This window comes from Streptomyces albiflavescens, assembly GCF_014645835.1.
Taxonomy (GTDB): Bacteria; Actinomycetota; Actinomycetes; order Streptomycetales; family Streptomycetaceae; genus Streptomyces; species Streptomyces albiflavescens.
Genome location: NZ_BMMM01000012.1, coordinates 276,149 through 302,411, shown reverse-complemented (window position 1 = coordinate 302,411; position 26,263 = coordinate 276,149). Strand labels below are relative to the sequence as shown.

At 68.6% G+C, this 26,263-nt stretch carries 22 protein-coding genes and 1 riboswitch; of the genes, 9 read left to right on the top strand and 13 right to left on the bottom strand.

Annotated features, from left to right (window positions below; translation table 11 throughout):
* Positions 1–23: 23 nt before the first annotated feature.
* The 3 genes from def (at position 24) to IEY95_RS30375 (ending at position 3,533) form a co-directional block, all read left to right on the top strand.
* Positions 24–674, top strand: coding sequence for a peptide deformylase (gene def / locus IEY95_RS30385; RefSeq protein WP_189189348.1), 651 nt, complete (start codon positions 24–26; stop codon positions 672–674).
* A gap of 406 nt (positions 675–1,080) precedes the next feature.
* Entirely contained in the window at positions 1,081–2,166 is a 1,086-nt protein-coding gene (gene cyc1, locus IEY95_RS30380) for an epi-isozizaene synthase (RefSeq protein WP_189189347.1), read from the top strand.
* A complete protein-coding gene (locus IEY95_RS30375; protein ID WP_189189346.1) occupies positions 2,163–3,533 on the top strand; it encodes a bifunctional albaflavenone monooxygenase/terpene synthase in 1,371 nt (456 codons plus the stop codon). The genes cyc1 and IEY95_RS30375 overlap by 4 nt, the downstream gene beginning before the upstream one ends.
* Before the next feature lie 24 nt (positions 3,534–3,557).
* Here the strand turns inward: IEY95_RS30375 and IEY95_RS30370 are convergent, their stop codons facing one another.
* Positions 3,558–4,523, bottom strand: coding sequence for a GlxA family transcriptional regulator (locus tag IEY95_RS30370; RefSeq protein WP_189189345.1), 966 nt, complete (start codon positions 4,521–4,523; stop codon positions 3,558–3,560).
* 94 nt (positions 4,524–4,617) lie between these two features.
* Here IEY95_RS30370 and IEY95_RS30365 point away from each other — a divergent pair, with 94 nt between their 5' ends.
* On the top strand, positions 4,618–4,821 hold the full coding sequence (locus tag IEY95_RS30365; protein WP_189189344.1) for a hypothetical protein: 204 nt from the start codon (positions 4,618–4,620) through the stop codon (positions 4,819–4,821).
* On the opposite strand, the gene IEY95_RS30360 is transcribed toward IEY95_RS30365, so the two are convergent.
* The 10 genes from IEY95_RS30360 to IEY95_RS30315 form a co-directional block, all read right to left on the bottom strand.
* Positions 4,782–5,243 (bottom strand): type 2 periplasmic-binding domain-containing protein, encoded by a 462-nt coding sequence (locus IEY95_RS30360; RefSeq protein WP_189189343.1) that lies wholly within the window; start codon positions 5,241–5,243, stop codon positions 4,782–4,784. The two genes, IEY95_RS30365 and IEY95_RS30360, sit on opposite strands and share 40 nt — an antisense overlap.
* 100 nt (positions 5,244–5,343) lie before the next feature.
* Positions 5,344–7,422, bottom strand: a complete 2,079-nt coding sequence (locus tag IEY95_RS30355; protein WP_189189342.1) for a putative Ig domain-containing protein — start codon at positions 7,420–7,422, stop codon at positions 5,344–5,346.
* 352 nt (positions 7,423–7,774) lie between these two features.
* Positions 7,775–8,788, bottom strand: coding sequence for a ribonucleotide-diphosphate reductase subunit beta (locus IEY95_RS30350; RefSeq protein WP_189189341.1), 1,014 nt, complete (start codon positions 8,786–8,788; stop codon positions 7,775–7,777).
* The gene (locus IEY95_RS30345; RefSeq protein ID WP_189189340.1) at positions 8,788–11,199 is read right to left on the bottom strand and encodes a ribonucleoside-diphosphate reductase subunit alpha; all 2,412 of its coding nucleotides are present in this window, start codon (positions 11,197–11,199) and stop codon (positions 8,788–8,790) included. Before IEY95_RS30345 ends, IEY95_RS30350 begins: the two co-directional genes overlap by 1 nt.
* 134 nt (positions 11,200–11,333) lie before the next feature.
* Positions 11,334–11,473: riboswitch (cobalamin riboswitch) on the bottom strand.
* Positions 11,474–11,535: 62 nt separating this feature from the next.
* Entirely contained in the window at positions 11,536–12,054 is a 519-nt protein-coding gene (locus IEY95_RS30340; protein ID WP_189189339.1) for a GNAT family N-acetyltransferase, read from the bottom strand.
* A gap of 367 nt (positions 12,055–12,421) precedes the next feature.
* Positions 12,422–14,032 (bottom strand): monocarboxylate uptake permease MctP, encoded by a 1,611-nt coding sequence (gene mctP, locus IEY95_RS30335; protein ID WP_189189338.1) that lies wholly within the window; start codon positions 14,030–14,032, stop codon positions 12,422–12,424.
* Positions 14,029–14,292: a DUF3311 domain-containing protein gene (locus tag IEY95_RS30330; protein ID WP_189189337.1), complete on the bottom strand. Its 264-nt coding sequence runs from the start codon at positions 14,290–14,292 to the stop codon at positions 14,029–14,031. The genes mctP and IEY95_RS30330 overlap by 4 nt, the downstream gene beginning before the upstream one ends.
* Positions 14,293–14,418: 126 nt before the next feature.
* Entirely contained in the window at positions 14,419–14,619 is a 201-nt protein-coding gene (locus IEY95_RS30325; protein WP_189189336.1) for a YbdD/YjiX family protein, read from the bottom strand.
* Entirely contained in the window at positions 14,591–16,729 is a 2,139-nt protein-coding gene (locus IEY95_RS30320) for a carbon starvation CstA family protein (RefSeq protein ID WP_189189335.1), read from the bottom strand. The genes IEY95_RS30325 and IEY95_RS30320 overlap by 29 nt, the downstream gene beginning before the upstream one ends.
* 193 nt (positions 16,730–16,922) lie before the next feature.
* Positions 16,923–17,687 (bottom strand): GntR family transcriptional regulator, encoded by a 765-nt coding sequence (locus IEY95_RS30315; protein WP_189189334.1) that lies wholly within the window; start codon positions 17,685–17,687, stop codon positions 16,923–16,925.
* A gap of 406 nt (positions 17,688–18,093) precedes the next feature.
* Between IEY95_RS30315 and IEY95_RS30310 the strand changes: the two genes are divergently transcribed.
* From IEY95_RS30310 to IEY95_RS30295, 4 genes are all read left to right on the top strand, one after another.
* Positions 18,094–19,371: an extracellular solute-binding protein gene (locus IEY95_RS30310; RefSeq protein WP_189189333.1), complete on the top strand. Its 1,278-nt coding sequence runs from the start codon at positions 18,094–18,096 to the stop codon at positions 19,369–19,371.
* A 110-nt stretch (positions 19,372–19,481) separates the two neighbouring features.
* A complete protein-coding gene (locus tag IEY95_RS30305) occupies positions 19,482–20,480 on the top strand; it encodes a carbohydrate ABC transporter permease (RefSeq protein WP_189189332.1) in 999 nt (332 codons plus the stop codon).
* Entirely contained in the window at positions 20,477–21,316 is an 840-nt protein-coding gene (locus IEY95_RS30300; RefSeq protein WP_189189331.1) for a carbohydrate ABC transporter permease, read from the top strand. The genes IEY95_RS30305 and IEY95_RS30300 overlap by 4 nt, the downstream gene beginning before the upstream one ends.
* A gap of 10 nt (positions 21,317–21,326) precedes the next feature.
* A complete protein-coding gene (locus tag IEY95_RS30295) occupies positions 21,327–22,922 on the top strand; it encodes a glycoside hydrolase family 3 protein (protein ID WP_189189330.1) in 1,596 nt (531 codons plus the stop codon).
* Positions 22,923–23,169: 247 nt separating this feature from the next.
* Here the strand turns inward: IEY95_RS30295 and nagB are convergent, their stop codons facing one another.
* Positions 23,170–23,955 (bottom strand): glucosamine-6-phosphate deaminase, encoded by a 786-nt coding sequence (gene nagB / locus IEY95_RS30290; RefSeq protein ID WP_189189329.1) that lies wholly within the window; start codon positions 23,953–23,955, stop codon positions 23,170–23,172.
* 304 nt (positions 23,956–24,259) lie between these two features.
* Between nagB and IEY95_RS30285 the strand changes: the two genes are divergently transcribed.
* Positions 24,260–25,342 (top strand): SIS domain-containing protein, encoded by a 1,083-nt coding sequence (locus IEY95_RS30285; RefSeq protein WP_189189328.1) that lies wholly within the window; start codon positions 24,260–24,262, stop codon positions 25,340–25,342.
* Positions 25,343–25,461: 119 nt separating this feature from the next.
* On the opposite strand, the gene IEY95_RS30280 is transcribed toward IEY95_RS30285, so the two are convergent.
* Positions 25,462–26,214 (bottom strand): SDR family oxidoreductase, encoded by a 753-nt coding sequence (locus tag IEY95_RS30280; protein ID WP_189189327.1) that lies wholly within the window; start codon positions 26,212–26,214, stop codon positions 25,462–25,464.
* Between the last annotated feature and the right edge of the window lie 49 nt (positions 26,215–26,263).

The window sequence follows — 26,263 nt, the reverse complement described above, 5'->3', positions numbered from 1 at the left end:
TTTCAGGAAGGCATACGTCGGTCATGGCGCAGCAGGACACCGATCAGCAGCACGCGGGCGTGCTCCCCGTGGACGACGAGGGCTTCGTCATCGACACCGAGGACTGCGAGGAGCGTGAGGAGGCCTACCGCGCGCGCGGCACCTCGCGGCCGATCACGATCGTCGGGAACCCGGTGCTGCACAAGGAGTGCAAGGACGTCACCGAGTTCGGGGAAGAGCTGGACCAGCTGGCCGCCGACATGTTCGCCAGCCAGCGGACCGCCGAGGGTGTGGGCCTGGCCGCCAACCAGATCGGCGTCGACCTGAAGGTCTTCGTCTACGACTGCATGGACGACGAGGGCAAGCGGCACGTGGGTGTCGTCTGCAACCCCGTGCTCGTCGAGCTGCCCGCCGAGCAGCGCCGTCTGGACGACAGCAACGAGGGCTGCCTCTCGGTGCCGACCGCGTACGCGCCGCTGGCCCGCCCCGACTACGCCGAGGTCACCGGGCAGGACGAGAAGGGCAATCCGATCAAGGTGCGCGGCACCGGCTACTTCGCCCGCTGCCTCCAGCACGAGACGGACCACCTGTACGGCTACCTGTACATCGACCGGCTCTCCAAGCGCGAGCGTAAGGACGCGCTGCGGCAGATGGCCGAGAACGAGCCCCGCTACCCGATCGTGGCGAACGACTGAGACGTGACGGCGACCAGCCTGGCGAACGGCTGAGACGCGACGGCGACCGGCCTGGCGAATGGCTGAGACGCGACGGCGATCGTCCTCGCGAACGGCTGAGACAGAAAATGACAGCTGGGGCTCGCAACCTCTTGTGAGCTTGCTCGAACGGCGCCTGGTCAGGGAACCCTCCTGACCAGGCGCCGTTCGTGTGTACGTCGTACGTTCGATCCTTTGTGCTCCTCTAGTGATCCATATTCAGTCACACAAGGGGAGATTCTCGGCATCATGGGGTAGTGAGTGAAGCAAATCCGTTCCCAGGGCGGTCAGTTGTGGTGCTGAATGGGAAGTGCGGGGATACGCAACGGCGCACGCCCGGCACAGCCGGAGGGGCGTAGCGCAACAGGCGGCTGAGAGGGGTTTGTTCGTGCATGCTTTCTCACACGGCACTTCATCGACACCGACAGCGGTCGCGGTTCCACCGGCGCTCTCTCTCCCGGTGATCGAGGCAGAGTTTCCCCGTCAACTGCATCCGTATTGGCCCAGGCTCCAGGAGAAGACCAGGACCTGGCTGCTCGAAAAACGGCTCATGCCGGCGGACAAGGTCGAGGAATATGCCGACGGCTTGTGCTACACGGACCTCATGGCGGGCTACTACATTGGCGCTCCCGACGAGGTCATGCAGGCGATAGCGGACTACAGCGCGTGGTTCTTCGTCTGGGACGACCGCCACGACCGCGACGTCATCCACGGCCGCGCCGACGCCTGGCGGAGGCTCAGGTTCCAGCTGCACGCGGCCCTTGACTCCCCCAGGGACCATCTGCACCACCAGGATCCCCTGGTGGCGGGGTTCGCGGACAGCATGGTGCGGCTGTACTCATTCCTCGGCAAGAAGTGGAACGAGCGGTTCGCACTCCACTTCCACGCGGTGATCGAGGCGTACGACCAGGAGTTCCGGAATCGCGCATCGGGCACTGTTCCGACGGTCGAGGAGTATCTCGAACTCCGCCGTCTGACGTTCGCGCACTGGATCTGGACCGACCTTCTGGAACCCAGCGCGGGATACGAACTCCCCACCGAAGTGCGGAATCACCCCGCATATAGGAAGGCGGCACTGCTCAGCCAGGAATTCGCCGCCTGGTACAACGATCTGTGCTCGCTTCCCAAGGAAATAGCAGGCGACGAAGTCCACAATCTCGGAATCAGTCTCATTCACCATGGGGGGCTGACTCTCGAAGAGGCCGTCTCGGAAGTACGGCGACGGGTCGAGGAATCCATCAAGGAATTCCTCGTCGCCGAAAGGGACGTATTACGGCTCGCCGACGCCCTCGCGGACGGGACCGTGCGGGGCAAGGAATGCAGCATCGCCGTGAAGGAATGCCTCGGCAATATGCGGAACTGGTTCAGCTCCGTGTACTGGTTCCACCACGAGTCGGGCCGGTACATGGTCGACAGCTGGGACGACCGCTCCACACCCCCGTACGTCAACAATGAAGCGGCAGGTGAGAAATGACCGTCGAGTCTGTGCGGCCCGAGGTACCTGAGACGCTGGAGTTGTCCACACCGCCCCTTGCGGGTGGAGGCGTGCCGGGTCTCGGCCACGGCTGGAAACTGGTCCGCGACCCGCTGGGCTTCCTGGCCCAACTGCGCGACCACGGCGACGTCGTCCGGCTCAAGCTGGGCCCCAAGACGGTGTACGCCGTCACCACGCCCGCGCTCACCGGGGCGCTGGCACTCAACCCCGACTACGAGATCGGCGGCCCGCTGTGGGAGTCCCTCGAGGGGCTGCTCGGCAAGAAGGGGGTCGCGACCGCCAACGGGTCGCAGCACCGGCGCCAGCGGCGGACGATCCAGCCGGCGTTCCGGGCCGACATCATCCACGAGTACGGGCCGATCATGGAGGAGGAGGCGCGCGCGTTCGCGGCGCGCATGGTGCCGGGGGAGACCATCGACTGCACCTCCGAGTCGTTCCGCGTCGCCGTCCGCATCGCGGCCCGCTGTCTGCTGCGCGGCGAGTTCATGGACGAGCGGGCCGAGCGGCTGAGCATCGCGCTCGGCACCGTGTTCCGTGGTATGTACCGGCGCATGGTCATCCCGGCCGGGCCGCTCTATCGGCTGCCGCTTCCGTCCCACCGCCAATTCGACCGCGCATTGGCCGATTTGCATGACCTCGTCGACGAGATCATCGACGAGCGGCGGGCATCTGGTCAAAAGCCGGACGATTTGCTGACGGCATTGCTGGAGGCGAAGGACGACAACGGCGACCCCATCGACGAACAGGAGATCCACGACCAAGTCGTAGCAATACTCACCCCCGGCGGCGAAACCATCGCGTCCACGATCATGTGGCTCCTGCAAGCCCTCACCGAACACCCGGAACAGGCGGACAAGGTGAGCAAGGAGGTCGAATCCGTCGCGGGCGACCGGCCCGTCGGATTCGACGACGTCCGGAAGCTGTCGCACACGAACAATGTCGTCGTCGAGACGATGCGTATGCATCCCGCCGTGTGGATATTGACGCGGCGCGCCGTGACCGAAACCGAGCTCGGCGGCTATCGCATTCCGGCCGGTGCCGACATCGTCTACAGCCCGTACGCGATCCAGCGCGATCCCCGGTCGTACCAGAAGCACCAGGATTTCGACCCCGACCGCTGGCTTCCGGAACGGTCCAAGGACATACCGAAGTACGCGATGCGCCCGTTCAGCCTGGGCAACCGGAAGTGCCCCAGTGACCACTTCTCGATGGCCCAGCTCAGTCTGATCACGGCGACCGTGGCGTCCCGGTGGCGCTTCGAGCAGGTGTCGGGCTCCAAGGACGCGACCCACGTCGGCATCACCCTGCGCCCGCACAAGCTGGTGCTGAAGGCCCAGCCGCGCTGACCGTGCGTGGTTACCGGCGCACGTTCAGGCCGCTCGCGGGCCCCTGAACGTGCGCCGGTACGCCTGCGGGGTCGTCCCGAGGCTCCGGACGAACTGATGGCGCAGCGCGGCCGCGTTGCCGAACCCGGCGCGGCCCGCGATCGCGTCCATCGTCTCGTCCGTGGCCTCCAGCAACTCCTGGGCCAGCAGCACCCGTTGGCGAAGGATCCAGCGGTACGGAGTCGTCCCCGTCTCCTGCTGGAACCGGCGCGCGAAGGTGCGCGGGGACATATGGGCGCGGGCCGCGAGCTGCTCGACGGTCACCTCCTCGTCGAGGTGCTGCTGCATCCACACCAGCACCTCGCCGACCGTGTCGTACCGGGAGCGGGGCAGCGGGCGCTCGATGAACTGGGCCTGGCCGCCGTCGCGGTGCGGCGGTACGACCATGCGCCGGGCGATGGCGTTGGCGACCTCCGGGCCGTGCTCCTTGCGGACGAGGTGGAGGCAGGCGTCGATGCCGGCGGCGGTGCCCGCCGAGGTGATCACCGGGTCCTCGTCGACGTACAGCACGTCCGGCTCGACGATCGCCCGGGGATACTGCCGGGCGAGCGCCTCCGCATGATGCCAGTGCACCGCGCAGCGCCGGCCGTCCAGGAGCCCGGCCGCGCCCAGCACGAAGACACCGGAGCACACACTGAGCACCCGCGCGCCGCGCTCGACGGCCCGGCACAGCGCGTCCAGCAGCTCGGGTGGATAGTCGCGCACGGCATAGGTGTCCCCGGCCGGTACGACGACGAGGTCGGCCTCGTCGAGCCGGTCGAGGCCGTGCGGGGTGGAGACGGTGAACCCGGGGACATGGGTGTCGAGCGTGGGGCCCTCGGCCGAGGCGATCGCGAAGTCGTAGACGGGCAGCCCCTCGTCGCTGCGGTCGAGACCGAACACCTCGCAGACGACTCCGAGTTCGAAGGGGTGCACACCGTCGAGCAGGACTGCGGCCACGTTCTTCAGCATGCCTTTCAGTGTGCCTCGGAAGTGGCAGTAATTCGAGGGTGTGCGGCAGTCCTGCCACTGACGGTCAGGAGCAATCGGCGCGACAGTGGTGTTCATGAACACACTCATGGACAACCTCGTCGGAATCCTGACCGTCCTTGGGATCTTCGCGGTCGTGGCGCTCCCCTCGCTGATCGGGCTCGCCCACGAGCGGCGCGTCGATCGTCAGCTCAGGGCGGCCCGGGCCGCCCGCCCCGAGGCGGACCGCCCCTCCCGCCCTCAGGGCTTCGTCACCACCACTGTGACTGTCCAGTCCTGAAGACCCTTGCACGAGATCCGGGCCGGGTCGCTGGGGCACAACGGGCGGGACGAGGTGAGCTGCGCCGTTCCCGCGGAGACGGCCTTGAAGGCGGCGGAGGCGTCGCCCGGCTGTAGGACGATGCCGCTGTTGGTCGCCTCCAGGCCGCTGCCGCCGACCTTGACCGGCGCCCACGGCCGGCTCGTGGTGCCGTCCAGGCTGATGCGGAGCACATCGCCCGTCGTCAGGCAGAACGTGCGGCCGGTGTCGGCGGCACCGAGCTCCGCCTTCGCCTCCGCACAACCCTTGTGGGATGTCGTGGGGGACGGTGACACGGTGCCGCTGCCGCCCGCGTCGCTTCCGCTCTGTGTGCCGCAGCCCGCGGCCAGGAGAAGCGTCAGTGCCGCGAGGGCGATGGTTCGGTGGTGGGTCGTTCGGCGCATGGGGGGCCTCCTCGTCGCTTGGACGTGCCACCCCCGCATCAGGATCCACTTCGGGGCACGGAAAAGCCCTGGCCGCGACGGCGGCCAGGGCTTTCGCGGGTCAGCTGGTCGTCAGGGCGGTGTCGTCGACGACGAAGCTGGTCTGGAGCGAGGAGTCCTCGACGCCGCTGAACTTCAGCGTGATGGTGGAGCCGGCGAAGGAGGACAGGTCGAAGGTCTTCTGGGCGTAGCCGGAAGCCTTGTTGAGGTTGGAGTAGGTCGCCAGCGTGGTGGATCCGGCGGTGACGGTGAGCTTGTCGTAGGCCGTGCTGGTGCTGGTCTCGGCCGTGTCGATGTGCAGGTAGAAGGTGAGCGACGCCTTGCAGCCGCTCGGGATGGTCACCGACTGGGACAGCGTGTCGGTGTGGGTGGAGCCGTAGCCGTCCAGCCAGGCGTAGGAGGAGCCGCCGTGCGCCGCCTCACCGCTGTCGTTGGTGATGACCCCGCTGGAGGCACTCCACGTGGTGTTGCCCGACTCGAAGCCCTGGTTGCCGAGCAGCTGCGCCGAGGTGCAGGTGCCGCCGCCGGACGTGCTGACGGTCCAGGTGAAGGTGGCCGAACCGGAGGCGCCGGTGCTGTCGGACGCGGTGACGGTCACGCTGTAGGTGCCCGCCGTGCTCGCTGTGCCGGAGATCAGGCCGGTCGAGCTGTTGATCGACAGACCGGTCGGCAGGCCGCTCGCGCTGTACGTGAGGGTCGCGCCCGCGCTGTCGGAGGCCGAGATCTGCAGGCTGACCGAGCCACCGGTCGCGGTGGACTGGCTGCCCGGGTTGGTGACGGTCACCGTGTTGCCAGTGCTGGTGCCCGAGGTGAAGGCGGTGGTGCCGTTGGGGGTGCCCCAGCCGGTCGGGCCGTCGTAGCCGGTGGTGGCGGTGCAGAAGTACGAGGTCGAGCAGGAGCCGTTGTTGCCGCTGGTGACGTCGTACAGGTTCGAGGTGTGGGAGTACGGGTACTTCGCCGGGTAGTCGCCGGAGCCCGGGGTGCCCGCGAGGGCGTACACACCGGCGATGATCGGCGCGGAGGCGCTCGTACCGCCGTAGACCGCCCAGCCGGAGCCGCCGTAGGTGTCGTAGACGGCCACACCGGTCGCGGGGTCGGCGACCGCGGAGACGTCCGACTCCATGCGCCTGGTGCAGCCGGTGTCGGTCTGCCAGCTCGGCTTGGCGTCGTACGCGGAGCAGCCGGAGCCGGTCCCCTCGGTGCTGCTGGTCTTCCAGACCGACTCGCTCCAGCCGCGGGAGGTGGAGGACGTGGTCAACGCCGTTCCGCCGACGGCCGTCACGTACTGGGAGGTCGCCGGGTACTCGGCGCCGTAGCCGGAGTCACCGGCGGAGACGGTGATGGCGATACCCGGGTGCTTGAAGTACTGGGTGTCCTCGCTGGTCTGGGAGGAGGACTCGTCGCCGCCCCAGCTGTTGGACACGAACTTCGCGCCCAGCGAGACCGCCTCGTTCTCCGCGATGCCGAGGTCGGTGTCGTTCGCGGAGTTGGCCTCGACCAGGATGATGTTGCAGTTGGGGCAGACAGCGCTGACCATGTCGATGTCGAGCGCTTCCTCGCCCGCCCAGCCGGTGTCGTTCGACGGCAGCGAGGTCGTCGAGCCGGTCTGGCTGACCTGCTTGAAGCAGCCGTTGGCCTTGGTGCAGGCCGACAGGCCGAACTGCGAGCGGTAAGTGGCCAGGTCCGACTCGGCGTTGGGGTCGTTGTAGGCGTCGACCACGGCGACCGTCAGGCCGGAGCCGCCGGTCGAGGGCAAGTTGTACGCGCTGTGCAGGTTGGCCGGGCTGAGGCCGGACACCGCGGCGGCGGCGTTCGGGGATATCGCCGCGGCCAGTTTCTGCTTGATGTCCGTGCGCCGCTGGGCGAAGCAGGCGGCGTGCCCGGGGGTCGGGGTGCCGCACAGATGCGTGGTGGACACCTTCTGGCCGGCCTTGCCGGTCGGGTGAACGGCCTGGGCAGCGGGGGAGGTCAGGGCTTTCGCGTTCTGGGCGACCCGGGAGACGTGCGGGGTGGGCGCGGTCTGCGCACCCGCCGGCGGGGCCGCGGCGAACCCGGCGACGCCGAGGGCGAGGGCGGGGAGGGCGGCGGTCAGGAGTCTTCGCAGTCTCCGGGCGGGTCTGACGGAGCGTGTCTCACGCATGGGGGTGCTGCCTCCATCGGTTTGAGGCCGGTGCCGCGCGGACCGGGTAGGGCCGTACGCGGCTCCACAGCCGGAAGTGGGGGTTCTCGGCGTTGCCTGGCAGGCCTGTGACGCGCGTAGCGTTGGTACCTGGAGAAGTGTCAGGGGCATGCCAATTGCTCACCCGGCATGCCGCTGTGTGTGACATGTCAGGACGGCCAGAACCTAGCCGGGGCCGATGAGGCGCGGATAGCGGCGCCGGAAGAACTTTGCCGCTCCATAGGTGGTCCATGGACGACCCATGGACGGTCCATGGACGAGACGCGATGATGCCGGGCCGCATGCGCGGCCCGGCATCATCCCTGAGGTGTCGTCAGAAGTCCTCGTCGAGGTCGACGGTTCCTTCCACCGCGACCTGGTACGCCGACGGCCGCCGCTCGAAGAAGTTGGTCAGCTCCTGAACGCCCTGGAGCTCCATGAAGGAGAAGGGGTTCTCGGAGCCGTACACCGGCGCGAAGCCCAGCCGCGTCAGGCGCTGATCGGCGACGCACTCCAGGTACTGCCGCATCGAGTCGGTGTTCATGCCCGGCAGACCGTCACCGCACAGGTCGCGGCCGAACTGGAGCTCGGCCTCGACGGCCTCGCGGAGCATGTCGGTCACCTGCTGCTGGAGCAGGTCGTCGAAGAGTTCCGGCTCCTCCTTGCGGACGGTGTCGACCACCTCGAAGGCGAAGGACATGTGCATCGTCTCGTCCCGGAACACCCAGTTGGTGCCCGTCGCCAGGCCGTGCAGCAGACCCCGGCTGCGGAACCAGTAGACGTACGCGAAGGCCCCGTAGAAGAAGAGCCCCTCGATGCACGCGGCGAAACAGATGAGGTTGAGCAGGAAGCGCCGGCGGTCGGCCTTCGTCTCCAGCCGGTCCAGCTTCTCCACCGAGTCCATCCACTTGAAGCAGAACTCGGCCTTCTCACGGATGGAGGGGATGTTCTCGACGGCGGCGAAGGCGGCGGCGCGGTCCTCCGGGTCCGGGAGGTAGGTGTCGAGCAGCGTCAAGTAGAACTGGACGTGCACGGCCTCCTCGAAGAGTTGTCGCGACAGATAGAGCCGCGCCTCGGGGGAGTTGATGTGCTTGTACAGCGTCAGCACGAGGTTGTTCGCCACGATCGAGTCGCCCGTCGCGAAGAACGCGACCAGCCGGCCGATCATGTGCTGCTCGCCCTGCGACAGCTTCGCGAGGTCGGCGACGTCCGAGTGGAGGTCGACCTCCTCGACGGTCCAGGTGTTCTTGATGGCGTCCCGGTAGCGCTCGTAGAAGTCCGGGTAGCGCATGGGGCGGAGGGTGAGTTCGAAGCCTGGGTCGAGCAGGTTCTTTTCGGTAGAGCTCATCACTGGCAGGCCTCGCAGGACTCGGGGTTCTCAAGGGAGCAGGCGACGGTGTCTTCGTCGGGAGTCGCCTGTACGGGGATGGGGGTCTGGGTCTGCGCCTGCGCCTGTGCGGCGCGGGCGATGCGGGTCGCCGGGCGGGAGCGCAGGTAGTACGTCGTCTTCAGGCCCGACTTCCAGGCGTACGCGTACATCGAGGAGAGCTTGCCGATGGTCGGCGTCTCCAGGAACAGGTTCAGCGACTGGGCCTGGTCCAGGAACGGGGTCCGGGCGGCGGCCATGTCGATGAGACCGCGCTGCGGGATCTCCCACGCGGTGCGGTACAGGTCGCGCACGTCCTGCGGCACCCAGGTGAAGCCCTGCACCGAGCCGTTGGACTCGCGCAGCGCCTCCCGTGTCTGCGCGTCCCACACGCCGAGCTTCTTCAGCTCGTCCACCAGGTAGGAGTTGACCTGGAGGAACTCGCCGGAGAGCGTCTCGCGCTTGAAGAGGTTCGACACCTGCGGCTCGATGCACTCGTACACGCCCGCGATGGACGCGATCGTCGCGGTGGGCGCGATGGCGAGGAGGAGGGAGTTGCGCATGCCCACGGCGGCGATCCGTTCCCGCAGCGCCGCCCAGCGCTCCGGCCAGGTCAGCTCCACGTCGAAGTGGTCGGGGTGCAGGACACCGCGGGCCGTACGGGTCTTCTCCCAGGCCGGGAGCGGGCCGTTGCGCTCGGCGAGGTCGGCCGAGGCCTCGTACGCGGCGAGCATGATGCGCTCGGCAATGCGCGTGGAGAGGGCGCGGGCCTCCGGCGAGTCGAAGGGGAGACGGAGCTTGAAGAAGACGTCCTGGAGGCCCATGGCGCCGAGGCCCACCGGGCGCCACTTGGCGTTGGAGCGGCCCGCCTGCTCGGTCGGGTAGAAGTTGATGTCGACGACCCGGTCCAGGAAGGTGACGGCCGTGCGGACCGTCTCGTCCAGGCGGTCCCAGTCGATGTCGCCGCTCGCCCGGTCGACGAAGGCGCCCAGGTTCACCGAGCCGAGGTTGCAGACCGCCGTCTCGCCGTCGTCCGTGACCTCCAGGATCTCGGTGCACAGGTTCGAGGAGTGAACGGTGTGGCCCGGCTCCGCCGTCTGGTTGGCGGTGCGGTTGGCGGCGTCCTTGAAGGTCATCCAGCCGTTGCCGGTCTGCGCGAGGGTGCGCATCATGCGGCCGTACAGGTCGCGGGCCGGGATGGTCTTCTTGGCCAGCCCCGCCGCCTCCGCCCTGCGGTACGCGGCGTCGAACTCCTCGCCCCACAGGTCGACCAGCTCGGGTACGTCGGACGGGGAGAAGAGGGACCAGGCGGCGTCCTCGTTCACCCGGCGCATGAACTCGTCCGGGATCCAGTGCGCGAGGTTCAGATTGTGCGTACGCCTGGCGTCCTCACCGGTGTTGTCGCGCAGCTCCAGGAACTCCTCGATGTCGGAGTGCCAGGTCTCCAGGTAGACCGCGGCCGCGCCCTTGCGCCGGCCGCCCTGGTTCACCGCGGCGACCGAGGCGTCGAGGGTCTTGAGGAACGGGACGATGCCGTTGGAGTGCCCGTTCGTGCCGCGGATCAGCGAACCGCGGGAACGGATCCGGGAGTACGACAGGCCGATGCCGCCCGCGTGCTTCGACAGGCGCGCGACCTGGTGGTAGCGGTCGTAGATCGAGTCCAGCTCGTCCAGCGGGGAGTCGAGGAGGTAGCAGGACGACATCTGGGGGTGCCGTGTACCGGAGTTGAAGAGCGTGGGGGAGGAGGGGAGATAGTCGAGGCGGCTCATGAGCCGGTAGAGGGCGGCGACTTCGTCGAGCGCTCTGGTCCCCGTCTTTGAATCGAGCACAGTGTCCGCGGCGAGGCCGGACGCCACCCGGAGCATGAAGTGCTGGGGCGTCTCGACGACCTTGCGCGTGATCGGGTGCCGGAGCAGATAGCGGCTGTGCAGGGTGCGCAGGCCGAAGTAGCCGAAGCGGTCGTCGGCGTGCACGTCGATCAGTTCGTCCAGGCGGGCCGTGTGCAGCCGTACGAACTCCGCCGTACGGTCGGCGATCAGACCCTCGCGGTGGCCGGTGGCGATCGACTCGGAGAAGGACCGCACGCCCTGCGAGGCGGCCTCCGCCGCGATGCTGATCGTCAGCAGGCGGGCGGCGAGGCGGGAGTACGCGGGGTCCTCGGAGATGAGGCCCGCGGCGGCCTCGGTGGCCAGTTCGCGCAGCTCCGCGTCGTCCGCGCGGGCGGACCGGCCGCGCAGCGCGGCGGCGGCGACCCGGCCGGGGTCGGCGTCGGGGAGGTCGGCGGTGAGGTCGGTCAGGGTACGCAGCAGCGTGGTACCGGGACCGTCCGTCTCCACCGGGACCTGCTTCACGGAAACGGAAGCTGAAGCCGGGTCGGCTGGCGCGATGGTCACTTGGGGCTCTCCCTCGCTCGGCACGGGGCCTGTTGGGGAGGAGCGGGGCACACGGGGGCGCTTCTGGGCAGCGGCGCACCGCGTCCACCGGCCCATTCCGCGAGGCCCGGACGTCGTCGGCGCCCGGGCCGGATGGCCGGGGCGCGCTGTCGGCAGGTCCTCGGACTGAAACTCGTACGCGGCTCTGCTGGGCATGAACACGTACAAGTACACCGTTGCGGGACAGTTCCGGATTCGCACCGGATTCCCCTGCGACGACAGCGAGCATGAGCATACATCTTGTGCCGGGCTGCGGGAGCACCCCCACATGTTGTGTCGCGTCGGCGTCGGGGAGTGCTACGGAGTGTGCTTGAGCGCCAACTCGTAGGTGAGCAGCAGGATGTCGTCGATGTCCGGGATCGGGTTCCAGTCGCGGTCGGGGGTGCGGGTGAAGCCGAGACGTTCGTAGATGCGGTGGGCTGTGAGCATCGTGCGCTGGGTGGAGAGGACGACGCGTACGCAGCCTTCCGTGGCGCGTGCGCGGTCGATGCAGGCGCGGACGAGGGATTCGCCCGCGCCCCGGCCGCGGGCCTCGGGCGCGACCGCGAGCATGCGGATCTCCGCCTCGCCCCGGCGGGCTATGTCGGCCATGGGGCCGCCTTGCGGGACGAAGGTCACGCCGCCGAGTACGCGGTCGTGGGCCACCGCGACGAGTACGTCCGCGGCGGCGGCCCGCTTGGCCACGTTCCGCAGCTCTCCGAGGTACTCGTCGTGCTCCCCGAAGTCGAGCAGGCCGTCTCCGAGGTAGGCCTGCGCGGTGATCTCGCCGACGGTGGCGTACTCCTCGGGCTGTGCGCGTCTGATGACGATGTCCATGCGGGGAGTGTGCCGGACGGGCACGGCGACGGGCCGCCGGATTTTGTCCGGCGGCCCGTCCTGTGGTGTCTGCGTCTGCGTTTGCGCCTGAGCTCGGTGGCGCGTTTGCGCCTGTGGCTCGGTGGGGCGTTTGCGCCTGCGGCTCGGTGGGGCGGTTCGCCTGCGGTCGGTGGGCGGGGCGGGGCCGTGCCGGTACATCCGCCCCGTCGCCGGTGGCAGATCGCTTGGGCTGCAGGGTCCTGTTTGTTGGCAACCGCGTAAGCGACGGGGCATGTGATGTACCGGCACGGCCCCTTCCGTGGTCTGGCGACTGCGGGTGCGTACTGGCTCAGCTGCGGGCAATCGTGCCGCCGAGCTCAGCCCGGGTCTAGTGGCTCGCGCCCGCCGTGGCCGGTGGGAGTTCCGCCTCGACGCCGGGGTCGCCCGCGTCCGCCGTGTAGTCCTCGGGGGACGTCTCGTCGATGCCCTCGGGGGCCTTGAACGCGCGGAAGGCGAAGGTGAGGACGACGGTCACCACGACGTTGAGTACGAACGCGGTGAGGCCGATGTAGCCGATCTCCCCGATCCCGGGGATCTCCTTCGCGCTGCCGCCGAAGTGCTTCTGCGTCGGGGAGGCGACCCCGTACGCCGCGAGTGTGCCGTAGAGCATGCCGACGGCCCAGCCCACGAGCAGCGCCCAGCGGTGGAACCACCGGGTGAACAGGCCGCCGACCAGGGCCGGGAAGGTCTGCAGGATCCAGATGCCACCGAGGAGCTGGAAGTTGATCGCGACCGTCTTGTCCATGGTGAGGACGAAGACCAGCGCGCCGACCTTCACCAGGAGCGAGACCAGCTTGGAGACCTTGGTCTCCTGCTGGGGGGTCGCGTCCGGCTTGATGAAGTCCTTGTAGATGTTGCGCGTGAAGAGGTTCGCGGCCGCGATCGACATGATGGCCGCGGGGACCAGGGCTCCGATGCCGATGGCGGCGAAGGCCACGCCCGCGAACCAGTCCGGGAACATGGTCTCGAAGAGCTGAGGGATGGCGAGCTGGCCGTTCGTGACCTTCACTCCGGCCGCGATCGCCATGAAACCGAGCAGCGCGAGCAGGCCCAGCATCAGGGAGTAGAGGGGGAGGATCGTGGTGTTGCGGCGGATGACGTTGCGGCTGCGGCTCGACAGCGTCGCCGTGATCGAGTGCGGGTACATGAAGAGCGCCAGTGCCGAGCCCAGGGCGAGAGTGGCGTATGTCCACTGGCCCGCTTCGGCGGGGACGATTCCGCCCGCGCCCGCCGCCGTGTACTTGTCGCCCGCTGCCTTGAAGATCTCGTCGAACCCGCCCAGCTTGATCGGGATGTAGATGATGGCCACCGCGATCACGATGTAGATCAGGGTGTCCTTCACGAACGCGATCAGGGCCGGGGCGCGCAGGCCGGAGGAGTAGGTGTACGCGGCCAGTACGCCGAAGGCGATGAGGAGCGGGAGGTCCTTCATGAACCAGTTCGTGTTCTCGCCGCCGCCCACGCCCATCACGTCCAGGACGGCCTGGATGCCGACCAGTTGGAGCGCGATGTACGGCATGGTGGCCAGGATGCCCGTGACGGCCACGGCGAGGGACAGGCCCTTCGAGCCGAAGCGGCCGCGCACGAAGTCCGACGTCGTCACGTATCCGTGCTTGTGGGAGACCGACCACAGGCGGGGGAGGAACGTGAAGATCAGCGGGTAGACCAGGATGGTGTACGGGACCGCGAAGAAGCCGGCGGCGCCCGCCGCGTAGATCGCGGCCGGTACGGCGACGAAGGTGTACGCCGTGTAGAGGTCGCCGCCGAGCAGGAACCAGGTGATCCAGGTGCCGAACGAGCGTCCGCCCAGGCCCCATTCGTCGAGGCTGTGCTCGTCGTCGGCTCTGCGCCAGCGCGCGGCCAGGAAGCCCATGACCGTGACGGCCAGGAAGAAGAAGATGAAGACGGCGAGTGCCACGCCGTTCACGCCGTCCTTCATGCCTCGACACCGCCCTTCGTGGTGGCGCGGGCACGCTGGTCACGCTGCCAGAGCTTGTAGGCGATCATCGTCAGCGCCGTGGAGATGAGCACCCACAGCATCTGGTACCAGTAGAAGAACGGGATGCCGATGAAGGCCGGATCCGTCTTCGCGTACGAGCCGACCCACAGCATCGCCACGAAGGGGGCGAACAGGCAGAGGGCTATCACGACACGGACCGGCGTCACCGCCGGTGGCTTCACTTCGGGCACATCTGACATATGGCGGCTCCGTCCCCTCACTGATCACCTGTGTAACGCGCAGGCAATCTAGGCGACGATTCCGCTTTATGGAACCCCCCTCCGGATAGCGGATGTGGAGGGTTCGTGTGGGGTAGGGTCCGGCCTTCAGCAGCAGCGGAACCCTTGGCGCGGGTCCTCCTCCTGACGGTCCGTGCGTGCTCGTTCGAAGTCCCGGCGTGACGGCACGGGGGCGTCCGGGTGGTCTTGGCGGATGTGTGCGACATAGCGGTCATATGCGGATTCATCCGTCAGCTCCCGTATATACCAACGGATTCCGCTAGCTGCCCGGTGCAGCGCCGATCGCATCTCGCTCCTCCCGCCTCTCCCTCTGGGTCGGGATCAGCCCGGCCGGGGCGACGATCTTCGACTCCACGTACGGTGCCTCGCTCAACGTGGAGAGGGCCGGGCGGCGTACGTGCCGGACGCACACCCGGGCCGCGTCCACGATCACGACGACTATGAGGACGGCGAGTACGGCCGAAAGGACGCCGTCCACCGTGGAGTTGGTGACCACGGTGTGCATGTCGTCCATGCTCTTGGCGGGCGGCAGGACCTTTCCGGCGTCGATGCCGTCCTGGTAGACGCTGCGCTGCTTGAAGAAGCCGACACGCGGATCGCCGGAGAACACCTTCTGATAGCTGGCCGTGAGCGTCACCGTGGCGTCCCAGATGAGCGGAATGCCGGTGATCCAGGCCCACTTGAGGCGTCCGGACTTCACGAGCAGGGTCGTGCAGACGGCCAGGGCGACCGCCGCGAGCAGCTGGTTCGAGATGCCGAAGATCGGGAAGAGCTGATTGATGCCGCCGAGGGGTTCGTGGACACCGACCCAGAGGAAGTAGCCCCACAGTCCGCACACGAGGGCGCTGGTGGCGATCAGGCCGGGCTTCCAACTCACGTTCTTGAAGGGGCGGTAGACGTTCCCCAGCATGTCCTGGAGCATGAACCGGCCCACGCGTGTGCCCGCGTCCAGCGCCGTCAGGATGAACAGCGCCTCGAACATGATTGCGAAGTGGTACCAGAAGGCGCGCAGACTTCCGCCGGTGACCTTCGAGAAGATCTCCGAGACACCGACGGCGAGAGTGGGCGCGCCGCCGGTGCGGGAGAGCAGACTCTGCTCCTCCACCTGGTGCGCGGCTTTCGCGAGGTCCGCCGGGGAGATGGTGTACCCGAAGTTCGCGACCGCGTGCGAAGCCGACTCGACGGTGGTGCCGACGACGCCCGCGGGCGCGTTCATGGCGAAGTACAGGCCCGGGTCGATGATGCACGCGGCGACCAGGGCCATGATCGCGACCGACGACTCCATCAGCATGGAGCCGTACCCGATCATCCGGACCTGCGTCTCCTTCTGGATCATCTTGGGCGTCGTGCCGGACGAGATGAGTGCGTGGAAACCGGAGAGGGCGCCGCAGGCGATGGTGATGAAGACGAACGGGAAGAGCGAACCCGCGAACACCGGGCCGTCGCCCCGCTCGGCGAAGTCCGTGACCGCGTCCATCTTCAGCGTCGGCAGCGCGATGACGACGCCGAGCGCGAGCAGCGCGATCGTGCCGATCTTCATGAAGGTGGAGAGGTAGTCGCGGGGTGCGAGGAGCATCCAGACCGGCAGGATCGAGGCGATGAAGCCGTACGCCACCAGCCAGATGACCAGGGTGGAGGGGGCGAGGGTGAAGGTGCCGGCCCACGAGGACTCGGCGACCCAGCGGCCCGCGACGAGGGCGAGCAGCAGGAGCGCCACGCCGATCAGCGACACCTCGGTGACCCGTCCCGGGCGCAGGACGCGCAGGTAGAAGCCCATCAGCAGGGCGATCGGGATCGTCATCCCGATCGAGAACGTGCCCCAGGGGGAGGCGGCGAGCGCGTTCACGATCACCAGTGCGAGCACCCCGAGCAGGATGATCATGATGGCGAAGGCGGCGAGCAGCGCCGCCGCCCCGCCGAACGGGCCGATCTCCTCACGGGCCATCTGCCCGAGCGACCGCCCGTCCCGGCGCGTGGAGAAGAACAGGACCACCATGTCCTGGACCGCGCCCGCGAAGATCACTCCGGCGATGATCCAGATGGTGCCGGGCAGATAGCCCATCTGCGCGGCCAGCACCGGGCCGACCAGCGGGCCCGCGCCCGCGATCGCTGCGAAGTGGTGGCCGAGCAGCACGCGCCGGTCCGTCGGATGGAAGTCGATGCCGTTGTTCAGCCGCTCCGCAGGGGTGGCTCGTGTGCCGTCGACCTTGAGCACCTTGTGCGCGATGAACTTCGCGTAGAAGCGATAGGCGATCGCGTACGAGCCGAGCGCGGCGGCGACCATCCAGGCGGCCGACACGTTCTCGCCCCGCGAGAGCGCGAGCACGGACCAGCCCGCGGCGCCCACCAGCGCGACGAGGGTCCAGATGACGATGGTTCGAGGCTTGGCGGTACGCACCGTTCGTCCTCCCGTCCATGCGGTGACGGGAGGAACGTAGAGCAGGAAGATGAGTCGCGCTACACCACGCGCCTACCTCAAGTGGCTTGTTCTCGCGGGCGCTTGAGCCTCATCGCTCCCGCGAGTGCTTGAGGTTCGATGGTCCTGTAGGTGTTTGGGACTCGGTGGTCCTGCGGGTGCTTGGGCCGCCGCATCACTCCTGCGGGCGCTTCAGGCGTGCCACGAACTTGTACCGGTCGCCGCGGTACACCGAGCGCACCCACTCCACCGGCTCGCCCTGCTTGTCCAGCGAGTGCCGGGAGAGCATCAGCATGGGCAGGCCGACGTCGGTGCCGAGCAGTCCGGCCTCGCGCGGAGTGGCCAGCGAGGTCTCGATGGTCTCCTCGGCCTCGGCGAGATGGACGTCGTACACCTCGGCCAGGGCGGTGTAGAGGGAGGTGTACTTGACGAGCGACCTGCGCAGGGCGGGGAAGCGTTTGGCGGACAGGTGGGTCGTCTCGATGGCCATCGGTTCGCCGCTGGCGAGGCGGAGGCGCTCGATGCGCAGCACCCGGCCGCCGGCCGAGATGTCGAGCAGCCCGGCGAGGGTCTCGTCGGCGGTGATGTAGCCGATGTCCAGCAGCTGCGAGGTGGGTTCGAGGCCCTGGGCGCGCATGTCCTCGGTGTACGAGGTGAGCTGCAGCGCCTGGGAGACCTTGGGCTTGGCCACGAAGGTGCCCTTGCCCTGGATGCGTTCGAGGCGGCCCTCGACGACCAGCTCCTGAAGGGCCTGCCGCACGGTCGTGCGCGAGGTGTCGAACTCGGCGGCGAGGGTGCGCTCGGGCGGTACCGGCGTGCCGGGCGGCAGTGTCTCCGTCATGTCGAGCAGGTGCTTCTTCAGGCGGTAGTACTTGGGCACGCGCGCGGTACGGATGGGGGCCCCACCCTCGTTCTCCGCACTGCTGACGTCGGCGCTCATGCTCTGCCTTCCCGGCTCCGGATGCCGAAACGGCCGACATCCCCATCGGCCACGGCTCACATCGTGGCACGGCTTTATGTGCGAGTGTCCCCCCGCACGCTCCGTGATCCCCTCTATATACCGTCGGCGCACCTGTTGGTCTAGTCCACCGCGCTGAAGTGGTCCACCTGTGGGCGCGCGAACAGCGCCGAGAATTATGTCGGTTACCTACTTAAAGGTCCCTTCATATGTAGGTCCCATAACGGACGGTCAGAGGGCTCGCGAACTCCTTGACACCCTTCTAGGTCTAGGCCAAGCTCCCCGTACTGGTCTACACCATTGGTCCAGTCCCGGCCCCACGGGCGGTACACGTCGTACGTCACCGCGGGGAGCCAGGGGGGTTTGTGGCATCCCTGAGGAGGGTGGCGTGAAGCGCAAGCTGATAGCCGCGATCGGTATCGCGGGCATGATGGTGTCGGTCGCGGCCTGCGGCGGCGACGACGGCGGCAGCGACAAGAAGGCGGGGGCCGACGGTTACAAGGGCCAGACCCTGACCGTCTGGGCAATGGACGGCTCCACGCCGCCGACCTGGACCAAGGACCTGAAGGCGGCCTTCGAGAAGAAGACCGGCGCCAAGCTGAAGTTCGAGACCCAGAAGTGGGACGGGATCCAGCAGAAGATCACCACCGCCCTCTCCGAGTCGACCCCGCCGGACGTCATCGAGGTCGGCAACACCCAGACCCCCGCCTACGCGGCCACCGGCGGTCTCGCCGACCTGACGGACCTCAAGTCGGAGATCGGCGCCGACTGGACCGAGGCCCTCAACAAGTCCTCGGTCTACGACGGCAAGCAGTACGCGGCCCCGTGGTACTTCGCCAACCGCGTCGTCGTCTACAACAAGAAGGTCTGGGCCGACGCCGGCATCAAGGACACCCCGAAGACCCGGGACGAGTTCTTCAAGGACCTGGACACCATCGGCAAGAAGACCAAGGCCGAGCCGATCTACCTGCCCGGCCAGAACTGGTACTTCTTCGACGGCCTGACCATCGGCCAGGGCGCCGACCTGGTGAAGAAGGAAGGCGACAAGTACGTCTCCAACCTCGCCGACCCCAAGGTCGCGGCGGCCATGGAGACCTACAAGAAGTACCAGTCCTACTCCAAGGCCCCCAAGGACAAGGACGAGGCGACCCCGCAGCAGGCCGAGGTCTTCGCCAAGGGCAACGTCGGCGCCTTCATCGGCATGGGCTGGGAGGCCGGCACGGCCATCGCCGCCAACAAGAAGATCGAGAAGGACATCGGCTACTTCACCATCCCGGGTGAGACCGCCGACAAGCCCGAGGGCGTCTTCCTCGGTGGCTCCAACTTCGCGGTGGCCGCGGGCAGCAAGAAGCAGGAACTCGCCAAGGAGTTCCTGAAGATGGCCCTGTCCGACAAGTTCGAGGGCGCGCTCGCCAAGGAGAACGGCGTCATCCCGAACAAGGAGTCGCTGCAGTCCAACCTCTCGGCCAACCCCGCCGCCGTGGCCGCCGCCCCGGCCGCGGCCGGCGGTGGCACGACGCCGCTCATCCCCGAGTGGGCCGCCGTCGAGAACGCCCCGAACCCGATCAAGACCTACATGACCGCGGTGCTGAACGGTAAGTCGCCCGCCGACGCCGCCAAGCAGGTCGAGTCCGAGATCAACAAGCGTCTCTCGCAGACGAGCTGATCACCCGCGCCGGGGCGCCCCGAACGGGGCGCCCCGGCGCCGTGGTGCACCGAACAGGGTGCCCGGCGCCGTGGCGCATCGACCAGTAGGGCCACAGAGAGATGGCGAGCATGTCAGTGCAGACCGAACGCGCGGACACGGCCGCGGCGGCCGGAATCCGCAAGAGCGACGCCTCCCCACCCGGAGTCGGGAGAGACGGGGAGAACCGCGGGAAGAGCCGAGGCGGCGCAGCCGTCCCCTATCTGCTCCTGCTGCCCGCGCTGGCGGCCACCGCGGTACTCCTGGGCTGGCCGCTGGTGAAGAACGGCATGCTGTCGTTCCAGAACCTCAACCCGCGGCAGCTGATCCTCCACCTCACCGAGTGGAACGGGATCGACAACTACAAGGAAGTCCTGACCGGCTCCGACTTCTGGAAGGTCGTCGGACGGTCCCTCGTCTTCACCGCCGTCAACGTCGTTCTGACCATGCTGCTCGGCACCCTGATCGGCCTGCTCCTCGCGCGGCTCGGCAAGCGCATGCGGCTGACGCTGATGCTCGGCCTGGTGCTGGCCTGGGCGATGCCGGTCGTCGCCGCGACCACCGTCTACCAGTGGCTGTTCGCCCAGCGCTTCGGCGTCGTCAACTGGGTACTGGACAAACTCGGCTGGCACTCCATGGCCGACTACAACTGGTTCGGCTCCCAGCTGTCCACGTTCTCCGTGGTCACCCTGCTGATCGTCTGGGGATCCATTCCGTTCGTGGCGATCAACCTCTACGCCGCCACGACCACCATCCCCAAGGAGCTCTACGAGGCCGCCGCGCTGGACGGCGCCGGCGCCTGGCAGAGCTTCACCTCGGTGACCTTCCCGTTCCTGCGGCCGTTCCTGTGGTCGACGACGTTCCTCGAGGTCATCTGGATCTTCAAGGCGTTCACCCAGGTCTTCGCCATGAACGCGGGCGGACCCGACCGGCTCACCGAGACCCTGCCCGTCTACGCCTTCGTCGAGGGCGTCGGCAACCAGCACTTCGGGATGGGCGCGGCGATCTCGTTCCTCACCATCCTGATCCTGCTGGCCCTGACCGCGTACTACTTGCGCACCGTGCTCAAGCAGGAGGAGGACGAGCTGTGAAGCGCACTGCTTCTTCGGCGATCCGCCGTCTCTGGCCCAACGCGACAGCGATCGTCCTCTTCGTGGTCTTCGCGTTCCCCGTCTACTGGATGTTCGCCACGGCCTTCAAGCCGACCGGCGACATCATCGCCGAGGACCCCGTCTTCTTCCCGACCGACGCCACGTTCGAGCACTTCAAGAAAGCCGTGGACGCGGACCACTTCTGGACGCTGGTCGGCAACTCCGTGACGGTCACCGTGCTGTCGGTTCTCCTGTCGCTCGTCATCGCGCTGCTCGCGTCCTTCGCGCTGGCGCGGATGCGGTTCAGGGGGCGGCGCGGCTTCATCGTCACATTCATGATCGCGCAGATGGCCCCCTGGGAGGTCATGGTCATCGCGATCTACATGATCGTGCGCGACTCCGAGATGCTCAACAGTCTGGTCCCGCTGACCATCTTCTACATGGTCATGGTGCTGCCCTTCACCATCCTGACCCTGCGCGGATACGTCGCCGCCGTGCCGAAGGAGCTGGAGGAGTCGGCCATGGTCGACGGCTGCACCCGCACCCAGGCCTTCATCAAGGTGATCTTCCCGCTGCTCGCGCCGGGCCTGATGGCCACCTCGCTCTTCGGGTTCATCACCGCCTGGAACGAGTTCCCCATGGTCCTCATCCTCAACAAGGACATCGAGGCCCAGACCCTCCCGCTGTGGCTGTCCAGCTTCCAGACGACCTTCGGCGACGACTGGGGTGCCACCATGGCAGCGGCCTCGCTCTTCGCCGTACCGATCCTGATCCTCTTCGTCTTCCTGCAGCGGAAGGCCGTCAGCGGCCTTGTCGCAGGCGCCGTGAAGGGATAACGCCACCCCGATGACGACACTCGCCAGTGGTACCGCTGCGTCCAATTCAGAAAAAGATGGCCTGACCCGTGACGCCCTGACCGTCCTGCAGCCCGGTTTCACGGGGACCACGGCCCCCGACTGGCTGCTCCGCCGCCTCGGCGAAGGCCTCGCCTCGGTCGGTCTGTTCGGTCGCAATATCGACTCACCCGGGCAACTGGCGGCCCTGACCGCGCAGTTGCGCGCCGAACGCGACGACGTGCTCGTCGCGATCGACGAGGAGGGGGGTGACGTCACCCGCCTGGAGGTGCGGACGGGTTCGTCCTTTCCGGGCAACCACGCGCTGGGCGCCGTGGACGACGTCTCGCTCACGCGGGACGTCGCCTTCGAGCTCGGCCGCCGCCTGGCCGCCTGTGGAGTGAACCTCAACTGGGCCCCGTCCGCCGACGTCAACTCCAATCCGGGAAACCCGGTCATCGGCGTACGGTCCTTCGGCGCCGACACCGATCTGGTGGCCCGGCACACGGCGGCCTACGTCACCGGACTCCAGGCGGCCGGCGTCGCGGCGTGCACCAAGCACTTCCCGGGCCACGGCGACACGGCGGTCGACTCGCACCACGCGCTGCCGCGCATCGACGCCGAGTTGTCGGTGCTGGAGGGCCGCGAACTCGCCCCGTTCCGGGCCGCGATCGCCGCCGGCACCCGCGCCGTGATGAGCGCGCACATCCTGGTCCCCGCCCTGGACCCGGACCGCCCGGCCACCCTCTCCCGCCGCATCCTCACCGGCCTGCTCCGCGAGGAACTCGGCTACGAGGGCCTCATCGTCACCGACGGCATGGAGATGCAGGCCATCGCCGCGACGTACGGCATCGAACGCGGCAGCGTCCTCGCCATCGCCGCCGGCGCCGACGCGATCTGCGTGGGCGGGGGACTGGCGGACGACGACACGGTACGCCGCCTGCGCGACGCCCTCGTCTCCGCCGTCCGCACCGGTGAACTCCCGGAGGAACGCCTCGCGGACGCGGCGAGCCGGGTACGGGAACTGGCTCGTTGGACGGCTTCTTCCGGGGCTGCGCGTGCGGGCGGGGGAGCCGGGGCATTCGTGGGTGGTGCCGGTGCCGGTGCCGGTGCCGGTGCCGGTACGGGAGCGGGCGCGGAGGCGGGCGCGGGCGCGAGTGATCGTGTCGAGGTCGGGCTCGTGGCCGCCCGGCGCGCGCTCACAGTGACCCACTCCGAGACGTACGCCCCGCTCACCGAGGCCCCGTACGTCGCCGCCCTCACCCCGGTCGCGAACATCGCCGTCGGCGACGAGACTCCCTGGGGCGTCGCGGCGGAACTGGCCCGTCTGCTCCCCGGCACGGAGACCGGCAGCTTCACCGGCGAGAAAGCGGGCCCCTCGGCCCTCGCCGCCGCGGGCCCCCGCCGTATCGTCGCCGTCGTCCGGGACGAACACCGCCACCCCTGGATGGCAGCCGCCCTCGACACCCTTCTCGCAGCCCGCCCCGACACCGTCGTGGTCGAGATGGGCGTACCCCAGTCCTCGCCTCGTGGCGCCCTCCACATTGCCACCCACGGCGCGGCAAGGGTATGCGGCCGAGCGGCGGCGGAGGTCATCACGGGAGCCTGAGCTCCGGAGCGGACCGTGCGGTGCGCGCTTGCCACGAGCGCCGTGCAAGAAGGCCGTGGCCTGGGGCGAGTGTTCCGCAAGGGGCGATGGAGGTCCCCCCGCTCGAGCGAAGTCGAGGGCTTGGAGGCGGGTGGGAACACACCACCCACGCAGCCGCACCCGCGTCAGTACCCCAGGCACGAGATGTGCGAAGGCGCCGGACACCCCGAGAAAGGGTGTCCGGCGCCTTCGCACAGCATCAGCCGACCTAAATCCCCTGCCAGCTCGGCTTGTTGGCAAACGTATGCCGGAAGTAATCCGCAAGCTTCAGTTTGGAAGCCGCCGCCTCGTCGACGACCACCGTGGCGTGCGGGTGAAGCTGAAGGGCCGAAGCGGGGCACACCGCGGCAACCGGCCCCTCCACAGTCGCGGCAACCGCGTCCGCCTTGCCCTCACCCGTCGCGAGCAGCACCAGATGCCGCGCTTCCAGAATCGTGCCGATGCCCTGGGTGATGACGTGGTGCGGCACCTGCTCGATGTCGCCCTCGAAGAACCGCGCGTTGTCGACCCGGGTCTGCTCCGTCAGCGTCTTGATCCGGGTCCGCGAGGCGAGCGAGGAGCACGGTTCATTGAACCCGATGTGCCCGTCCGTCCCGATCCCGAGCAGCTGCAGATCCACCCCACCGGCCTCCGCCAGCGCCTTGTCGTACGCCACGCACGCGGCCTGCACGTCCTGCGCGGTGCCGTCCGGCCCCATGAACGCGTCCATGCCCAGGCCCAGCGGCTCCAGCACCTCCCGCCGCAGCACGGAACGGTACGACTCGGGATGCTCGGCCGGCAGCCCCACGTACTCGTCGAGCTGCGCGATCCGCGCGCCCGAGGCGTCCACGGCACCGGAACCCACCTTGGCCGCCAGAGCCTCGTAAATGGGCAGCGGAGTCGAGCCGGTGGCCACGCCGAGCAGGGCGTCGGGCTTGCGCCGGAGCAGCTCGGCCATGGCCTCGGCGATCAGCTCGCCGCCCGCCTTGGCGTCCGGGACGATGACAACTTCCACGCTGGGCCTGCCGATCTGGAGAGGGGACTCAGGGGACTCAACTGGAACCCGAAGGGGGACACGTGTGGTATAGACCAATCTAGCAGAGCGTCACCCGCCCGTCGCCCCGAAGGCCCCACCAGGACGCGCGAGCCCCCACCTGGGGGAGTGCAATGGAAACCGCACACCGACGCACGCCGCACCCGGCCACCCGCACACCGACTCACGCCGCACCCGGCCACCCCACACCGACTTACGCCGCACCCGGCCCACTCCGCACCGCACAGATCACCGCTCACCGCACACCTCGCACAAGGAGGCACCCATGACCGCCACGCCCTCGCACCCCCAGGGCGCATCCCGGGGCGACCGCCCGGGCCGGATCATGGCCCGGGAGATGGCCGAACAGCCCGACGTGCTGCGGCGGATCCTCGACACGGGCGGGCCCCGGATCCAGGACGTGGCCCGGCGGATCGCCTCCCGCAAGCCGCGCTTCGTGCTGCTCACGGCCCGCGGCACCTCCGACAACGCCGCCCTGTACGCGAAGTACCTCCTGGAGATCCGCCTGGGCCTGCCCTGTGGGCTCACCTCGATGTCGACGACCACGGCGTACGGCGCGCACCCCGATCTCACCGACGTCCTGGTGATCACCGTCAGCCAGTCCGGCGGCTCCCCGGACCTGGTCGTCTCGACCCGGGCCGCCCGCGAGGCCGGCGCCATCACCCTCGCGGTGACCAACAACCCGGACTCACCGCTGGCCGCCGTCTCCGAGTACCACATCGACATCATGGCCGGACCGGAGAAGGCCCTCCCTGCCACCAAGACCTATACGGCCTCCCTTCTCTCTCTCTACCTCTTCGTCGAAGGCCTGTGCGGCGGCGACGGCGCTCCCGCGAAGGTGCTGCCCGACCTCGCCGCCGGTCTCCTCGCCCGACAGGACGAGGTCAGGGCCCTCGCCTCGCGCTACCGCTTCGCCGAGCGCATGGTGATCACCTCTCGCGGCTACGGCTACCCCACCGCCAAGGAAGCCGCCCTGAAGCTGATGGAGACCAGCTACATCCCCGCCCTCTCGTACTCCGGCGCCGACCTCCTGCACGGCCCCCTCGCCATGGTCGACAACATCTCGCCGGTCATCGCGGTCGTCACCGACGGCAAGGGCGGCGAAGCGCTCCAGCCCGTGCTCGACCGGCTGCGCGGCCGCGGCGCCGACCTCGTGGTCATCGGCCCCCGGGCCCAGGTCGAACAGGCCTCGGCCGGTTTCGTCCTGCCGACCGAGGGTGTCGCCGAAGAGGTCCAGCCGCTCCTGGAGATCCTCCCGCTCCAGCTCCTGGCCTACGAGGTCACCATCGCCCGCGGTCAGGACCCGGACGCGCCGCGCGCCCTCGCGAAGGTGACGGAGACCCGCTGAGACCCAGGGCCCGCCGGACCCGGCGCCTCCGCACCCCGCCGGACCCGGCGCCCTCCGCACTCCGCCGGGCCCGGCGCCTTGGCATCCCGCCCGGTCCCACGCCTCGGCCCCGGCGGGCCCTACGTCAGCGAACCACCCGTCGTATCCACCCAACTCCCCGTGATCCACCGCCCGTCGTCCGAGGCCAGGAACGCCACCACGTCGGCCACATCGGCCGGCACCCCCACCCGGCCCAGCGCGGATATCGCCGAGGCCTGCGCCCATCCGTCCTCGGTCCCGTGCAGCAACTCGGCGGTGTTGTCGGTGTCGATGATGCCGGGGGCCACCGAGTTCACGGTGATCCCCCGAGGGCCCAGCACCTTGGACAGGTCCCGGGTGAAGACATCCAGGGCGCCCTTGGTCATCGCGTACGCCATCTTGTCCGGCATGGCGGCGGTCCGTGCGAGCCCGGAGGAGATGTTGATGACCCGCCCGCCGTCCCGCAGGCGGTCCAGGCCGTGCTTGACGATGAAGTGCGGCGCTTTCACGTTCACCGCGAAGACCCTGTCGTACTCCGCCTCGTCGATCTCATCGAGGGGCCGCGACGTGCCGATCCCCGCGTTGTTCACCAGGATGTCCAGGCCGTCCGCCTGTCGGTCGAAGGCCTCCCACAGGGCCTTCGCGTCGCCCGGCCGCCCCAGCTCCACCCCGATGGCGAACGCCGATCCTCCGGTCGCCTCGATCGCGGTGACCGTCTCCTTCGCCGCCGCCTCATTGCTGCCGTAGTGCACGGCCACCCGCGCGCCGTCCCGTGCGAGCCGCTCGGCGATGCCCCGCCCGATGCCCCTGCCGCCACCCGTGACGAGTGCCGTCCTGCCCGTGAGCACGTCCATGTCGGCGCCCCCTTCCCCATTTCACTAGTGGTCGCTACAGAAAAAACCG

Excerpts from the sequence above, each read along its gene's own strand:
- def (WP_189189348.1), top strand. The coding sequence starts at position 24 with ATGGCGCAGCAGGACACCGATCAGCAGCACGCGGGCGTGCTCCCCGTG.
- IEY95_RS30375 (WP_189189346.1), top strand. The coding sequence starts at position 2,163 with ATGACCGTCGAGTCTGTGCGGCCCGAGGTACCTGAGACGCTGGAGTTG.
- IEY95_RS30370 (WP_189189345.1), bottom strand. The coding sequence starts at position 4,523 with ATGCTGAAGAACGTGGCCGCAGTCCTGCTCGACGGTGTGCACCCCTTC.
- IEY95_RS30365 (WP_189189344.1), top strand. The coding sequence starts at position 4,618 with ATGAACACACTCATGGACAACCTCGTCGGAATCCTGACCGTCCTTGGG.
- IEY95_RS30360 (WP_189189343.1), bottom strand. The coding sequence starts at position 5,243 with ATGCGCCGAACGACCCACCACCGAACCATCGCCCTCGCGGCACTGACG.
- IEY95_RS30355 (WP_189189342.1), bottom strand. The coding sequence starts at position 7,422 with ATGCGTGAGACACGCTCCGTCAGACCCGCCCGGAGACTGCGAAGACTC.
- IEY95_RS30350 (WP_189189341.1), bottom strand. The coding sequence starts at position 8,788 with ATGAGCTCTACCGAAAAGAACCTGCTCGACCCAGGCTTCGAACTCACC.
- IEY95_RS30340 (WP_189189339.1), bottom strand. The coding sequence starts at position 12,054 with ATGGACATCGTCATCAGACGCGCACAGCCCGAGGAGTACGCCACCGTC.
- mctP (WP_189189338.1), bottom strand. The coding sequence starts at position 14,032 with ATGAAGGACGGCGTGAACGGCGTGGCACTCGCCGTCTTCATCTTCTTC.
- IEY95_RS30330 (WP_189189337.1), bottom strand. The coding sequence starts at position 14,292 with ATGTCAGATGTGCCCGAAGTGAAGCCACCGGCGGTGACGCCGGTCCGT.
- IEY95_RS30325 (WP_189189336.1), bottom strand. The coding sequence starts at position 14,619 with ATGCGATCGGCGCTGCACCGGGCAGCTAGCGGAATCCGTTGGTATATA.
- IEY95_RS30315 (WP_189189334.1), bottom strand. The coding sequence starts at position 17,687 with ATGAGCGCCGACGTCAGCAGTGCGGAGAACGAGGGTGGGGCCCCCATC.
- IEY95_RS30305 (WP_189189332.1), top strand. The coding sequence starts at position 19,482 with ATGTCAGTGCAGACCGAACGCGCGGACACGGCCGCGGCGGCCGGAATC.
- IEY95_RS30295 (WP_189189330.1), top strand. The coding sequence starts at position 21,327 with ATGACGACACTCGCCAGTGGTACCGCTGCGTCCAATTCAGAAAAAGAT.
- IEY95_RS30285 (WP_189189328.1), top strand. The coding sequence starts at position 24,260 with ATGACCGCCACGCCCTCGCACCCCCAGGGCGCATCCCGGGGCGACCGC.
- IEY95_RS30280 (WP_189189327.1), bottom strand. The coding sequence starts at position 26,214 with ATGGACGTGCTCACGGGCAGGACGGCACTCGTCACGGGTGGCGGCAGG.